The sequence below is a fragment of the Synechococcales cyanobacterium CNB genome (assembly GCA_030263455.1).
GTDB lineage: Bacteria > Planctomycetota > Phycisphaerae > Phycisphaerales > UBA1924 > CAADGN01.
This window is the reverse complement of record SZOZ01000001.1, coordinates 1-14,660: the sequence shown is the minus strand read 5'-3', so window position 1 is coordinate 14,660 and position 14,660 is coordinate 1. Positions and strand designations below refer to the sequence as shown.

The 14,660-nt window shown below is 72.0% G+C and carries 13 protein-coding genes; 7 read left to right on the top strand and 6 right to left on the bottom strand.

The genetic code is table 11. The annotated features are described in order from the left end of the window. Positions 1–7: 7 nt before the first annotated feature. Together FBT69_00065 and FBT69_00060 are read left to right on the top strand one after the other, a co-directional pair. The gene (locus FBT69_00065) at positions 8–949 is read left to right on the top strand and encodes an MBL fold metallo-hydrolase (protein ID MDL1903201.1); all 942 of its coding nucleotides are present in this window, start codon (positions 8–10) and stop codon (positions 947–949) included. Continuing rightward, positions 949–1,749, top strand: a complete 801-nt coding sequence (locus tag FBT69_00060) for a methyltransferase domain-containing protein (protein ID MDL1903200.1) — start codon at positions 949–951, stop codon at positions 1,747–1,749. Before FBT69_00065 ends, FBT69_00060 begins: the two co-directional genes overlap by 1 nt. A 167-nt stretch (positions 1,750–1,916) precedes the next feature. Here the strand turns inward: FBT69_00060 and FBT69_00055 are convergent, their stop codons facing one another. Further along, the gene (locus FBT69_00055; GenBank protein MDL1903199.1) at positions 1,917–2,420 is read right to left on the bottom strand and encodes a DUF1905 domain-containing protein; all 504 of its coding nucleotides are present in this window, start codon (positions 2,418–2,420) and stop codon (positions 1,917–1,919) included. A gap of 5 nt (positions 2,421–2,425) precedes the next feature. On the opposite strand from FBT69_00055, the gene FBT69_00050 reads away from it, so the two are divergent. The 5 genes from FBT69_00050 to FBT69_00030 all read left to right on the top strand — a co-directional run bounded on the left by FBT69_00050 (position 2,426) and on the right by FBT69_00030 (position 7,371). Further along, complete coding sequence (locus tag FBT69_00050; GenBank protein MDL1903198.1) at positions 2,426–2,665, top strand: PEP-CTERM sorting domain-containing protein; 240 nt, start codon at positions 2,426–2,428, stop codon at positions 2,663–2,665. 106 nt (positions 2,666–2,771) lie between these two features. Continuing rightward, entirely contained in the window at positions 2,772–3,209 is a 438-nt protein-coding gene (rsfS, locus tag FBT69_00045; GenBank protein MDL1903197.1) for a ribosome silencing factor, read from the top strand. Positions 3,210–3,221: 12 nt separating this feature from the next. Next, on the top strand, positions 3,222–4,418 hold the full coding sequence (locus tag FBT69_00040; protein ID MDL1903196.1) for a 3-dehydroquinate synthase: 1,197 nt from the start codon (positions 3,222–3,224) through the stop codon (positions 4,416–4,418). Between the two features lie 106 nt (positions 4,419–4,524). Further along, positions 4,525–6,081, top strand: a complete 1,557-nt coding sequence (locus FBT69_00035; GenBank protein MDL1903195.1) for a hypothetical protein — start codon at positions 4,525–4,527, stop codon at positions 6,079–6,081. A gap of 630 nt (positions 6,082–6,711) precedes the next feature. Continuing rightward, complete coding sequence (locus tag FBT69_00030) at positions 6,712–7,371, top strand: hypothetical protein (protein ID MDL1903194.1); 660 nt, start codon at positions 6,712–6,714, stop codon at positions 7,369–7,371. Between the two features lie 9 nt (positions 7,372–7,380). Here FBT69_00030 and FBT69_00025 read toward each other — a convergent pair whose 3' ends face one another. Genes FBT69_00025 through FBT69_00005 form a run of 5 tightly spaced genes read right to left on the bottom strand, consistent with a single transcriptional unit; the run spans position 7,381 to position 14,199 of the window. Next, the gene (locus tag FBT69_00025) at positions 7,381–8,982 is read right to left on the bottom strand and encodes an NADH-quinone oxidoreductase subunit N (protein MDL1903193.1); all 1,602 of its coding nucleotides are present in this window, start codon (positions 8,980–8,982) and stop codon (positions 7,381–7,383) included. Continuing rightward, on the bottom strand, positions 8,979–10,631 hold the full coding sequence (locus tag FBT69_00020; protein ID MDL1903192.1) for an NADH-quinone oxidoreductase subunit M: 1,653 nt from the start codon (positions 10,629–10,631) through the stop codon (positions 8,979–8,981). Before FBT69_00020 ends, FBT69_00025 begins: the two co-directional genes overlap by 4 nt. A 25-nt stretch (positions 10,632–10,656) precedes the next feature. Continuing rightward, positions 10,657–12,864: an NADH-quinone oxidoreductase subunit L gene (gene nuoL, locus FBT69_00015; protein ID MDL1903191.1), complete on the bottom strand. Its 2,208-nt coding sequence runs from the start codon at positions 12,862–12,864 to the stop codon at positions 10,657–10,659. A gap of 58 nt (positions 12,865–12,922) precedes the next feature. Beyond that, positions 12,923–13,231 (bottom strand): NADH-quinone oxidoreductase subunit NuoK, encoded by a 309-nt coding sequence (gene nuoK / locus FBT69_00010; protein MDL1903190.1) that lies wholly within the window; start codon positions 13,229–13,231, stop codon positions 12,923–12,925. A gap of 41 nt (positions 13,232–13,272) precedes the next feature. Continuing rightward, the gene (locus FBT69_00005) at positions 13,273–14,199 is read right to left on the bottom strand and encodes a hypothetical protein (GenBank protein ID MDL1903189.1); all 927 of its coding nucleotides are present in this window, start codon (positions 14,197–14,199) and stop codon (positions 13,273–13,275) included. Positions 14,200–14,660: the final 461 nt, after the last annotated feature.

Genomic DNA, 14,660 nt, shown 5'->3' with positions numbered 1-14,660 from the left:
TGCTCTCATGCCGGGCAGCCTCATCCCACGCACCCCCGCTCGGCCCGCCGGCCCCGCCCTCTGCGTCCTCGCCAGCAGTTCCTCCGGCAACTGCTCCGTCCTCACGCTCCCGGGGCTCTCTTCTGCGCTCCGGCCTTCTCCCTCCTTCCTTCTCCTCGACATGGGATTGGGCCAGCGCCGCACCCGCGCCGAGCTTTCCCGCCTCGGCCTCTCGCTCGACGATGCCGCCGCGGTGATCCTCACCCACCTCGACGTCGATCACTGGAACGCGGGCTGGTCGCGGTGGCTGCCGGCGCGGACGCGCATCCTTGCGCACCGCCGCCACGTCGAGCACGGCGTGCGCCGGGGCGTGCTGCCGCGCCGAGCCGAGCCGCTCGACGGCGCGCCCGACCTTCCCGGCGGTGTCGCCGCGCACCCCGCGCTGCTGGCGCACGACGCCCTCGGCGTCGCCACGCTTCGCTTCGACCTCCCCGGCGGCGGCTCGCTCGGCTGGGCCACCGACGTCGGCCGCGTCTCGCCCGGCCTCGTCGAGCACCTCGCCGGGGTGGGCGTGCTCGCCATCGAGAGCAACTACTGCCCGCGGATGCAGGCCGCCTCCGACCGCCCGTGGTGGCTCAAGCAGCGCATCATGGGCGGGTCCGGGCACCTGAGCAACGAGCAGTGCGCCGAGGCCGTCGCCCGCATCGCCCCCGTGCGCCACGTCGTCCTGCTGCACCTCTCCCGCGACTGCAACCGCCCCGAGATCGCCGCCCGGCACCACGGCCGCGCCCCGTACGCGCTCACGATCGCCTCACCCGAGTATGCCACGCCGTGGGTGCCGATCGGCGTCGACGACGAGGGCGATTCCTCGGATTATGCCGCCGAAACCCTGGGCGCGGCGACCGCTCCCCCCGCGGGCGCGCCCGCCACGGCCGCCCGCGCTCCATTCGCACCCGGCCCTCCCCCCTGATGCCCCCCCCCGACTCCCAAGCCGCCGGCGCCCGCGACCCCCGCCCGGGCCTGCTCGCCGCGCTCGCCCGCCTGCTCCCCCGCCGCCCCGGCGTCGTCATCGACGGCGTGCGCTACGTGGAGCGCTTCCGCCCGGGCGCGCTCCGGATCGGCCGCGCCCGCGTGCGCGAGTACGACGTCCGGTTCCCCGACGGCGACCGCGCCCGCATCCGCTGCACGCCCCGCCGCCAGTACGCCGACCTCGTCGGCGACTGGCCCCTCATCCCCTACCGCGTCGCCGCCACGCGCATCCGGCCGGGGATGCGCATCCTCGACGCCCGCTGCGGCACCGGGTGCGGGGCGGCCCTGCTCGCCGAGGCCGTAGGCCCGTCGGGCGCGGTCGTCGCGCTCGAGACCGACGGCGAGTCGATCCGCTACGCCCGCCGCCGCTACCCCGCCCCCGTCATCGCCTTCGAACTCGACGACCACGCCTCGCTGCACGGCGAGCTGGACGGCGCGTTCGACGCCGTCGTCGCGGTCGGCGCGCTGCGGGCGGGCGCGGACCACGCCGCCGACGCCGCCGAACTCTGGCGCGTCGTCGCCCCCGGCGGCTGGCTCCTGCTCGTCGCGCCCACCGTGGAGCGCACCGCCCGCGACGACGACGAACCCGGCCGTCCTGCCCCCCTCGACGAACCCGCCCTGCTCGCCCTGCTGCGCGACCTCCCCGACCTCGAACGCGCCGTCCAAGCCGCGGCCCTCGGCGCGGGCCGCGCGGGCGCATGGGCGTTCAAGGCTCGCCCCGAAGCGCCGGGCCGGGACTGACGCGCACCGCGCAGGCCGCGCCGCCTCGGGCGCCACGCCGCCCCGCGAGCGGCAAGGCGGAACGCGGAGGCCGCGGAGGGGAGGCGGAAGGGATCGGCGGGAGTCGCCCGTCGGGCGTGGCCGGGTTACCGGCCGGTCGGCGGAATCTGCCCCTCCAACGGCAGGAGTTACCGGGCGAAGGTGGGTCGTCCGACACGCCATCCGAGGAGTCCAAGGGCCGTGATGAGGAGTTCATGACGGCTCTTGAGGAGTTCATGCGCCGCCTTCCAAAGCCCGAAATGGGGCTTTTTGCCCGCGAGAACCGCGTCGGACGTGCCGGGGCGGCCGGAGGGCACGGGACGACCGGGTCGCCGAAGGGGGTGTGGAGGTGCGGGCAACAGGATCGGACCCGGAGCGCTAAGGAAAGCGCGAACAGAGCACGAAGCGCGATCGGGTCGAGCGACGTGTTGGACGGCAGCAGGTCTTTTTCCTGGAGCCAGTTCAAGCTCCATTTCAACCATATCACCCACCGTCGCGTCGGCGCCTTTCTGCATCGCCTTGTTGAACATCATGTGGTGCGTACCATCGCCGTTCGGGAAGATGGAGGTCTTGATTGGAAACCCATTCACTTTTCCGACCACTGATATCCGACCGAGCGATCCGAACGCTTCAGTGACCGTGCGCTGGATCATCACCCGTGCGTGAAGTCCTCCTCGACTTCGGCATCGACACGCTCAACTCCGGCTGGAATCTCAAGTTCGCCTCGGGCGTCACAGTCGTCGGCGACACGCTCATCATCACAGGCACGGGCTGGAACCAGAACCCGCCGAGCCACCAGGAAGCCTGGATCGCCCACATCCCCATCCCCGCACCAGCCTCGCTGGCAATCTTCGCGCTCGCGTCGGCATGGCTTGGCGCCCGCCGACGGACGACCTGACCGGTCTTCCCGAAAGGCGCGGACCGTGACGGGTTCGGAACCGCTCATCCCTCCCGCCGCCGACTCTCCGTTCCACGACGCTCCTCTCCGCCCTACCCTTCGCCCGATGACACGACCCGCGCCGCCCCGGGCCGCCGATCCCGACGCCCACGATGCCCAGGCCGGCGAGGCCACGCGCGCCTTTGCCATCGGCGTCGCGCGGCTCGCCCACGACGACAAGTGCGACGACGTCCTCCTCCTCGACGTGCGCGGCCTCAGCCAGATCACCGACTACCTCGTCATCGCCTCGGGCACCTCCGACCGCCAGATGCGGGCCGTCCTCGACCACGTCAAGGACCTCGGCGACTCCACCGGGCACACGGCCTTTCGCACGAACGCCGACCAGGGCGGCACCTGGCTCCTCGCCGACTTCGTGGACGTGGTGGTCCACGTCTTCGAGCCGAACACCCGCGCCCACTACGACCTCGAGATGCTCTGGGGCGACGCCCCCCGCCTCGACTGGCGACGCCCCGCCGACGCCCCGAAGCCCGGCAAGGCCCGCTGACGGACCGACGCCATGCCCCCCCCTCCCCCGCCCCCGCCTGTCACCGTCCGCGTCGATCTCAGCAACCGCGCCTACCCCGTGCTCATCGGGCCCGCCGTCCTCGCCTCCGCCGCCGACGCCCTCGGCCGCGCCCTCGGCGAGCTCCCCCTCCGCGCCGGCCTCGTCGTCGATCTCGGCGCGGCCGACCACGCCGCACGCGCCGAGCGCGCCCTCGCCTCCGCGGGCGTCGAACCCGTCCGCGTCGAGGTCGAGCCGAGCGAACGCGCCAAGTCCCTCGCCTCGCTCGAAACCATCCTCGTCGCCCTCGCCCGCGCCCGCCTCGAACGCGGCGAGCCGGTCGTCGCCGTCGGGGGGGGCATCGTCGGCGACCTCGCGGGCTTCGCCGCCGCCTGCTACCGGCGCGGCGTCCCCGTCCTCCAGTGCCCCACCACGCTCCTGGCCATGGTCGACGCCTCCGTCGGCGGCAAGACCGGCGTGAATCTCGACCTCGGCGAAGCGGGCGGCCTGGCCAAGAACATGGCCGGCGCGTTCCACCAGCCCCTGGCCGTCCTCGCCGACATCGACGCCCTCGCCACGCTGCCGAAGCGCCACCTCCGCGCCGGCCTCGCCGAGTGCGTGAAGCACGCGCTCATCTCCGCCGACTTCGGCGACGCCGCCTGCCTCGACTGGATCGCCGCGTCCATCGACGCCATCCTCGCCCTGGACCCGGACGCCGTGACCGAGCTCGTCCGCCGGTCCGTGCAGATCAAGGCCCGCGTCGTCGCCGGCGACGAGCGCGAGGAAGCCCGCCTGGGCCGCGCCCTGCTCAACCTCGGCCACACCTTCGCGCACGCGATCGAAACGCTCCCCTGGCTCACACCCGACGGCGACCCTGCCAACGCCCCGCTCCAGCACGGCGAGGCCGTCGCCGTCGGTCTGATCGCTGCCTGCCGGTGCTCCGAACGCCTTTCCCTGTGCGACCCATCCCTCGGCGACGAAGCCGAGGCGATCCTTCGCCGCATCGGCCTGCCCACGCGCCTGGCGGGATTGCCGGACGACTCGACGCTCGCCTCGCTCATGGGCGGCGACAAGAAAGTCCACGGCGGACGCCTTCGCCTCGTTCTCCCCACCGAGCGAGGCCGCGCCACCGTCGTTGACGATCCGCCCGCGCACGCCGTGCTCGCCGGCATCGGCGCGGTCCGCACCGACCGCCCCACGGACTCCACCTGATTGCGCCGATGCGATCGCTTTCTTCAAGCGCAATTTCAGGCCGACCCGATAACCCCCCGGAAGACTCCAACCGCCGCGCACCTCACGCGCGGTCGCCGTTGCCGGTTTGTACCCGGCTCGCCGAGCCGGGCGATCACCAACGCCGCCCGCGAGGCCCACCGTGCGGACGATCGCGATCATCAATCAGAAGGGCGGCTGCGGCAAAACGACCACCGCCATCAACCTCGCGGCCGTCCTCGCCTCGGCGCACAACCTCCGCACGCTCCTCGTCGACGTCGATCCGCAGTCCCACTGTGCCGCCGGCCTCGCCGTCCCCGAGCACCGCTTCGATCTCGACGTCACCGACGCGCTCGTCGCCGCGCCATCGCGCCGCACGGACCCGGCCCGCCTCATCTGGCGACCCTATCGCAACCTCGACCTCATCCCCAGCCGGATGCGTCTGGCGGGCCTCGAATCCCCGCGGGGCGGGCTTGCCGACCGCGCCGACAAGGAACGTCGTCTCGCCTGGGTGCTCGACGGCCTCGCCCCGCACTACGACGCCTGCCTCATCGACTGCTCCCCCTCCATCGGCCTGCTGACGTTCAACGCCCTCACCGCCGCCGATGCCGTCCTCATCCCCGTCGAGACGAGCTACTTCTCCCTCCAAGGGGCGGCCAAGCAACTCGGCACCGTCCAGTCCCTCGGCCGCCGACTCGGCCGGCGCATCCCCGCCTGGCTCCTCCCGACACTGCACGAAGACGATGCACCGCTCGCCCGCGATCTCCTCGCCGAACTCCACCGACGCTACGGCGACCGCGTGCTCCCGTGCACCATCCGCCGCGACCCGGCCCTGAAGGAAGCCGCCTCGTTCGGCCAGCCGGTCATCGAGTACGCGGGCGAATCCCGCGGGGCGGCCGATTACCGCGCCCTCGCCGAGACGCTCATCGCCCAGGCTGGCATCCCCGGCGTCCGCGGCGGTGAGGCCCGCCCGATCCGCCTTGCCACCGAAGCCGACGATCCCACGCTCGAACCCGACGACTCACCCCACCCTCCCCCGCCTCAGCACGCGACCGTCATGCCCAGCGTCGTCACCACGCTCGACGCCGACGCGGCCTCCGCTCTCGCGCAGCGCGTCATCGGCCCCGGTGTCTGCCTCGGACCTCGAGAGCAGACCGTCCCGGCGTCCGTGTCCTCGCCGATGGCTCGCTCCGCCGTGCCCTCCCGCGCCGCTGATCTGGCACAACGCACCCATTCCCGCCAGCGCAGGGCCGCCCTCGCCGCGTGGGCCTCTGAGAGAGGTCTGAGCGAGCACCTCATCCGCGACCTCGACAACGCACCGCCCGGCGACAAGGCCCTCCGCCGCCTGTACGGCGCCCGCCAGACGCCCGCCGGCGTGCTCTTCATCCAGCCGATCACGCTCGGACGCTCCGTCGCGGTCGCCGGCGACTTCAACCGCTGGTCCCCCGACGAGCACCACCTCCGCCGCAACGAGCAGATCGGCGTGTACGAGGCGTGCATCCCCCTCCAGCCCGGCCGCCGGCTCTACCGCCTCGTTGTCGATAGCCACTGGATCACTGATCCGTACAACAGCGAGTGGGAACTCAACGCCTTCGGCGAGCCGAACAGCGTCGTCGATGTCCGCCCCGCGGCCGTGCCGCACACCGATCCCGCCGCCGTCCGCTGAGACGAACCGAGGCCCGAAACCATGGACTCGCGCAACGGATCACACGAAACCTCGCTCGACCCGCTCACCATCCCCTTCATCACCACCCCAACCGATCACGCCTGCGACTCGCTCGCCGACCTCTTCCTCGGCGACGGCGAACTCGCCCCGGAACCCATGCTTCCCGCTCCCCAGGAGGCGGGATCTTGCAGGCCCCGCACTTCTCCCCCCCCCGCATCTCCTCCCCCCTCACGAAGCGATGCCCCCACTCCCGACGTCGAAGCCCTGATCCTCGGCCACCTGCCCGTCCTTGCCTCTCCGTGGGTGCTGCAGTACGCCCGCCACCGCGCCTCCGAGATCAACGAACCGGTCGCCCTCCTCCGCCTCAACTCCGGCACGGTGAGCGTTGAGATCGTCGGCGCGGACGATGCGCCGCGGGTGCCATCCCCGAACCTCAACGACGCGATCGACCGCGCGAAGACCATCGCACGCCGATGGCTCATCCGAGTTGACGAAACGAACGAACCCGCTCTCGCCGAATCGCTCGCGGCTGCCCCTCCCGCGACGCTCACGCTCCTGACCGGCGCGGACGACGCCGCCGTCGCTGCGTGCTACCGCACCCTCAAGTCGCTCGCCGAGACGATCGTCGGCGTGGCAGACGACCCGCCCGCACTCCGCGTGGTCGTCCTGGGCGCGAACCCTGACGCCGCCGCAGCCGCGGGTCGCAAGATCCGCCAGGCCGCCACGACCTTCCTCGGCCTCCCCCCTGAACTCGCGCAGCCCGTCCCCCGCATGGTCCCCGCCCACACGGTCAGCCTCTACCGCGGCCAGACCGACCAATCCCCCGAGTCACTGCTCGCGATCGTCCATACACCGAGCCACGAACCCCGCCACTCCGTGACGGCTCCTCGCTCTCCTTCCCCTTCAGTCCCACCGCCCCCCCCGACGCCCGCGCCAACCGACGCGCTCGCCTCCCTCCTCCCCGAACTCCGCCCGCTCTCGGCCCGCTGTCCCGTCACGCAGCGCGTCGAGCTCGCCGCGGACGCCGCGGGCCGCCTGCACCTGCTCGCCCGCGCCGACACGCCCGACGCCTGCCCCACCGCGGCCGCGGACCTCACCGCAGCCGCCGCGTGGGCGCGGACCCACGCCAGGCTGCTCAGCGCGGCCGAGCCGTCGCTTCGCGCAGCCGATGCCCCCCCCCTCCATCTCCTCACGCCGACGCCGCACGCCGCACGCGCCCTCGTGGGCACGACCATCCGCGTCCACGCCCTTGCTCGCGCCAACGGCGCCTGGGCCGCCGTCGAACTCTGAACGGGTCATCTACCGCCCCGGCGCCGACTCGGAGACCAACTCCGAGCCGTGGGCTTCCGCCCTTGCAGCGTGACCCTCGCCCACCGCAGGCCGCTCGTACTTCCCCGCCGCCTGGCTTGCCACCATCAGCCCGTTGCCGAGCACGGCCAGCGCGACAACCGCCGCCGCCGACGCCACCGCCGCCACGGGCCTTGACGCGAAGGGCGACGACCGCACCGAGCGCGACTCCGCGCTCGGCTCGTCCAGCATCACCACCCGCACCAGCCCGAGGTAGTAGTACGCCGCGATCGCCGAGTTCAGTGCGAGGATCACCAGCAGCCAGTACCGACCCGCTCCAAGCAGCGACGTGAACAGCGGCACCTTCGCGAAGAACCCGAGCAGCGGCGGGAACCCGAGCAGGCTCAGCAGGCAGATCGCCATCGTCCACCCGAGCACGGGCCTCGTGCGGCACAGCCCCTTCAGGTCCGCCGCCGAATCGATCTCCCCGCTCTCTGCGTCCCGCTCCAGGCACGCCAGCACCGCGAACGCCCCCAGGTTCGTCACGCCGTACGCCAGCAGGTAGAACAGCACCGCGGACACGCCGTTCTGCGTGAACGACCCGTCGCCAGGCCCGGCGATCACGCCCACGAGCATGTACCCCGAGTGCGCGATCGACGAATACGCCAGCAGCCGCTTCACGCTCGTCTGGAGCAGAGCCAGGACATTCCCCACCGTCATCGTCAGCGCGGCCATCAGCCAGAGCGCGGCGTCGATCGACCCCGGCAGCCCCGGCGCGTGCCCGCCCGTCGGCAGCCAGCCCACCGCGGACACCAGGAGCAGGATCGACACGAACCCCGCCGTCTTCGGCGCGAACGCCAGGAACGCCGACACCGGCGCGGCGGCCCCCTGATAGACGTCCGCCGTGTAGAAGTGCATCGGCACCGCCGCGATCTTGAACGACACGCCCACCAGCGCGAGCAGCAGCCCCGCCGTCGCCATCGGACCGACGCCCTCGCCCGCGAAGAACGCCGCCATCTCGCCGAACCGCGTCGTGCCCGTCGCGCCGTAGAGCAGCGCGAACCCGTACAGGAACACCGCCGCCCCCATCGCCCCGAGGAAGAAGTACTTGACGCCCGCCTCGCCCGCCCGATCGCCCAGCCGCACACCCTTGCCGCTCATCGCGACCATGACGTACGTCGGCAGGCTCGTCAGTTCGAGCGCAAGGAAGAGCCAGATCAGGTCGCCTGCCGAGGCGCACAGCATCACGCCCGTCAGGCTGAACAGGAAGAAGGAATAGAACTCGCCCCGCGTCGAGCGCAGCGGGTTGAACGCCGCTCGTCCCTCCGCGATCGCCTTCTCCTCGGCCCGGTCCACCGTCCCCGCCAGCAGCAGCACCAGCATCAGCCCAACCGCCGCCGTCAGACTCTTCACGAACCCCATCATCCCCGGCAGCGGCCCGCCCACGCTCGGCGAGTTCGCCGCCAGCAGCCCCGCGACCGCCAGCGTCACGCCCGCGAGCAACGCCGTCTGCCGCCGGACTTCGGCGCGGGGCGAAAGCCCGACCAGCATCACGACGCACGTGCCCGCGAACATCGCGATCTCGGGCCACAGGATGGCGATCTTCTCCATCATCGCCCGCCCTCCGCGTGGACCGTCCCGGGCGCGGCCGGCCGAACCGGCGCACCACCGCCACCGTCCGCGTTGCCCAGCACGTGCGCCACCGTCGCGTTCACCGGCTCACGGATCGAATCCAGCAGCGGCGACGGGTACACGCCCAGCGCGAGGCACAACGCCGCCAGCGGCAGCAGCGCGCCGATCTCTCGCCCCGTCAGGTCCTTCGGCAGCCCGCCCTCGTGCGCATCCTCGTCGCCGTGCCCGTGCGCGCCCCCGTGCCCGCCCGGCTCGATCAGCGGCCCGAAGCACATCCGCCCGACCATGTAGAGCAGGTACATCGCCGCGATGATGACGCCCGTCCCGGCCGCGAGTCCGAACCACGGCCCGAGCCGCCCCGGCGTCGCGCCCGGCAGGTCGCCGAAGCGCCCCCAACCGTCGTCCGCCTGGAACGCGCCCATGATGCACAGGAACTCGCTCACGAACCCGTTCAGCCCCGGCAGGCCGACCGACGCCATCGCGAAGAACACCATGAACGTCGCCCACACCGGCATCTTCGCCGCCAGCCCGCCCAGCTCGCGCATCGACCGCGTGTGGTATCGCTCGTACATCATCCCCACCAGCAGGAACAGCGCGCCCGTGCTCAGCCCGTGGTTCAGCATGTACAACACCGAACCGGACAGCCCCGCCCCGTTCAGAGCGACCAGCCCCAGCACGCAGAACCCCAGGTGCGACACCGACGAGTACGCGACCAGCTTCTTCACGTCCGTCTGCACCCAGCAGACCAGCCCCGCGTACACGATCCCGACCACGCTCAGCCCGGCGATGAGCGGCGCGTACTCCACCACCGCCGCCGGCGCGATCGGCAGCGCGAAGCGGTAGATGCCGTACGTCCCCAGCTTCAGCAGCACGCCCGCCAGGATCACGCTGCCCGCTGTCGGCGCCTCCGTGTGCGCCAGCGGCAGCCAGGTATGCACCGGGAACAGCGGCACCTTCACCGCGAACCCCGCCAGCAGCGCGAGCAGCACCCAACCCTGCGCCACGCCGCTCATCCGCGGCGCGTGCGCCGTCAGCACGCCGATGTCGAACGTCCACGCCCCGTGCTGCTCCGGCCTGGCGACGAACCACACCACGTACAGCAGCCCCGCGAGCGTGAGCAGCGAGCCGGTGAAGGTGTACAGGAAGAACTTGGTCGCCGCCGCGCGTCGGTTCGTCGAGCCGAACAGGCTGATGAGCACGTACATCGGGATCAGCGTGAACTCGAAGCAGACATAGAACAGCACCAAGTCGCGGGCAGCGAACACCCCCGTCATCGCCGCCTGCAGGACGAGCAGCCACGCGTAGAACGTCCGCCGCTGCTCCGTGATCGCCGTCCACGACCCCAGCACGCACAGCGGCCCGAGCAGCGCGGTCAGCGCGATCAGCAGCAGGGCGACCGAGTCCACTCCGACGGACAGGTTCAGCCCCAGCGCGGGCAGCCACGCCACCGACCCGCCCAGTTGCCCCGTGTCCGCCGCGTGCGACCAGTCGAACGCCCGCATCGCCGCAACGCACGCCGCCAGCGCGACCAGCGTCCCCACCAGCGCGATCGAGCGCGCGTGCTCGGCGGGCCGCGCGACCACGACCAGCGCGAACGCCAGCGGCAGGATGATGAGCAGCGCGAGCATCATGCGATCAACGACTCCGTCCTTCCCCTCACAACGTCATCAGCCACACCACCAGCAGCGCCACCGCGATCCCCCCCGCCATCTGCACCGCGTACCCGTGCAGCACGCCGCCCTGCGACGGACGCACCGCCCGACCGATCATCCGCGGCAGCCAGCCCGCCGCGTTCACCAGCCCGTCCACCACAAGCTTGTCGATCATGTGCAGCATGTGCGAGAGCACCCACAGCGGCTTGACGATCACCGCGTCGTACAGCTCGTCCACGTACCACTTGCCCTGCGCCCACTTCGCCACCGGCCCGACCTTCGGCAACAGCCCATCCGCCCGGCTCCGAGCCGACGACGTGCGCCCGGCGTAGTGCAGCACGAACGCCACGCCGATCCCGACCAGCCCGATCGCCGACGACACGAAGTACATCGCCTTGTGCGGGTCCAGCCCGAAGAACGAACCGTGCGCCTCCGCGTCCCCCTCGACCTGCCCGTGCGCAGCCACGAACGCCGCCGAGTGTGTCGGCTCCGCGGGCGAGCCGTGCAGCAGGTTCCCCACCCACCCGTGCTGCTCCGAGTGCACGAAGTACGCCCCCGCCGCCGCGAGCGACCCGACGGCCAGCAGCGCGAGCACGAGATTGATCGCCCACCCCGGCGCGTGCGGATGGAACCCGCTGCCGTGCTCCGCGTGCGCGCTCCCAGGCTCCCCCTGGCCATGGTGCTCATCGTGACCGTCGTGATGGTCGGCGTGGTGCTCGTCCCCCGGCTCGTACTCCACCGGCCCGACGAACACCCGGAAGAACACGCGGAAGGTGTAGTACGCCGTCAGCCCCGCCGTCAGCAGCAGGATCCACCCGATCGCCCGGTACCCCGGCCCGGCCGTCACGAACGCCTCGGCCAGGATCATGTCCTTGCTGAAGAACCCCGCCGTGAAGGGGAACCCTGCGAGGTTCAGGCACCCGACCAGCATCGCCAGCCCCACGATCCGCCACCCCGGCATCAGCCCCACGCCGCTCAGCCGGCGCAGGTCCAGCTGCCCCGCGAACCCGTGCATGACCGCGCCGCAGCACAGGAAGAGCGTCGCCTTGAAGAAGGCGTGCGTGAAGACGTGGAACGCCCCGCCCACGCTCGTCAGCAGCGCCATGCCGCAGAACATGTACCCCAGCTGGCTCACGGTCGAGTACGCCATGATCCGCTTGATGTCGAACTGGGCCATCCCGATCGTCGCGGCCAGCAGCGCGGTCAGCGCGCCCACCCACGCCACCACCGGCAGCGCCCACTCGCTCACCAGGAAGAGCGGGTACGTCCGCGCCACCAGGTACACGCCCGCCGTCACCATCGTCGCCGCGTGGATCAGCGCGCTCACCGGCGTCGGACCCTCCATCGCGTCCGGCAACCAGACGTAGAGCGGCAGCTGCGCGCTCTTCCCGAACGCCCCGACCATGAACAGCACCGGGATCAGCCCCACCAGGAACGGAACCTCGTCCGCGTGGCCCGCCCGCACCGCCGCCACGAACGGCTCCACCAGCGGCCACAACTCCGCGTACTTCAGCGTCCCGAACTGCACGAACGTCAGCAGCATCCCCATCAGCAACCCGAGGTCGCCGATGCGGTTCATGATGAACGCCTTCTTCGCCGCCGCCACCGCCGACGGCTTCTTGTAGAAGTACCCGATCAGCAGGTACGAGCACAGCCCCACGCCCTCCCACCCCAGGAAGAGCAGCAGCAGGTTGTCCGCCATCACGAGGCACGCCATCGAGAACACGAACAGGTTGAACGCCGCGAAGAACCGGCAGTAGCCGACCCCCGCGTCGTGGCTCATGTACTCGCTCGCGTAGAGCGCGATCAGCGTCGCCAGCCCCGTCACGAACAGCATCCACAGGCACGTCAGCCCGTCGAACGCGAACGCGAAGTCCGCGCTCAGCCGCTGCCCCGGCCCCTCGCCCCACGCCACGTCGATCCAGCGGAACCCGACCGTCACCGCCGTCGGCCCGCCCGCCAGCTCGAGATACGCCAGCGCCGCCAGCCCGAACGACGCCGCCAGGCACCCGACCGACATCCACGCCGGCGCCTTCGTCCGCACGTCGAAGATCGCGCACACCAGCGTCAGCACGACGCCCGCCATCGGCAGCAGCGGGATCAGCACCACCCACCACGGGCCGGCGACCGTCCCCGCCGCGGGCGCGCCATCGCCGCCCGCCGCCGCGGCGGCCCCGACCAGGCCCGTCATCTCCGCCCATGCGCCAACCACTCGACGCTCCTCACCCTACTGGGGCGGGGCCTTTGAGGCCCCCTCCTACCCTCGAGCCCTACCCCTTCATCTCCGCCCACTCGTCCGCGCTCAGCGAGTCCTTGCGCCGGTACAGCAGCACCACGAGCGCCAGCGCCAGCGCGGCCTCGGCCGCCGCCACCGTGAGCACGAAGATCACGAACGTCTGCCCGGTCATGTGCAGGTGGAAGCGGCTGAACGCGATCAGCGCGATCCCCGCCGCCTGGAACATCAGTTCCGTGCACAGGAACATGATGATCAGGTTCCGCCGCGTGAGGAACCCGACCAGCCCGATGGCGAACATGGCCGCCGACACCGCGAGGTAGTGCGCCAGCGTCACGCCGTCCATCGGCGCGGGCAGCGACGCCTGCGCGATCGTCCACGACCCGCTCACGGCGACACCTCTCGGTCCGCGAAGACCGTCCCGGCCGCCGCCAGCCGCTCCGCCTGCCGGCGCTTGGCCTCGTCCTCCAGCTCCACCTGCCGCCGGCTGAGCACCGTCGCCCCGAGCATCGCCATGAGCAGGATCACGCCCGCGATCTCGATGGACCCGGGGTGCTCGGCCAGCAGGTCGTGCCCGATCCGCTCGACGTTCGTCAGCCGCGCCGACTCCGGCAGCGCGACCTCCTCGCCGCTGCGCAGCGTGGCCGTCCACGCCGCCGCGTCAACCCCGACCACCTCGTCCCCCGCCCCGATCGCCCCCGCCTCGCGCAGCGACCGCTCCGCCCGCCGGGGCATCATCTCGATCGGCGCGTCCAGCCCCGCGCCGTCGCGCGGCTCCAGGCCGTCCGCGCCGCTGAAGAGCATCGTCGTCAGCACCGCCAGCAGCGCGAAGCTCGCCACGGTCGCCGCCGCGGGCGAGCGCGCCTCGGCGTCATACTCGGCCAGCGCCTCGAGTTCGCCCTCGCTCGGGGCCTGGGTCGCCAGCATGATGACGAACAGGTACGTGATCAGGATCGCGCCCGCGTAGATGATGACCAGCGCGAACGCCATGAACTCCGCCGCCAGCACCAGGTACAGCCCGCACGACGCCAGGATCGTCAGGATGAAGTAGAGCGCGGCGTAGACCGGCCTCGGGTGGGTGATGACCCGCAGCGCGGCCCCCAGCGCGATCGCCGCGAAGATGTAGAAGTTGTAGTTCGGCAGCCGCTCCGACCGCAGCCCCAGCCCCAGCAGCACCAGGCCCAGGCCCAGCCCCGCCAGCACCGCCCCGAGCACCTGCGGGCTGATCCGCCGGCGCGGCAGCGCCATGCAGACGCCCAGCCCCCCGAGAGCCAGCCCGACGTACAGAAGGTAGGGGTTGATGACCGCGTCCAAGGCCCCGTCCCGACAGCGCACGCTCGCTCTCGCCGCCGGCGCACCGCGGCCCCATCGAGCGGCGACGGGCGAACATCGCCCACCCCCGCCCGCGGGACGCAGAGGATAGAGCACCCCCGCCGGACCATCAACCAACCCGGAGAGCGGCCGGTCAGGCCCCTGCCGCGCGGCCTGCAAGCCGGAAGGCAAAGGACGTGAAGGGCGCGAAAGAGGAATGAACGCGGAGGCCGGGGAGCGGATCGAACGTGGAGGAGGGGATGCCGCGGCGCGGGGACAGGGGGGGTCCAGACCCCCACCCCTTCGGCGCTTTGGCCGGTTGGCTGCCCCGCGCGTTCGCGGACGCTCGACGGGAGTTGCGCGGCGCGTGGCGCGGAGTTACCGGCCCCACCCGGGGCGTCCGGCACGCCGGCTGAGGAGTCCGGGGGCCGTGATGAGGAGTTCAGCACGCCTTCCGAGGAGTT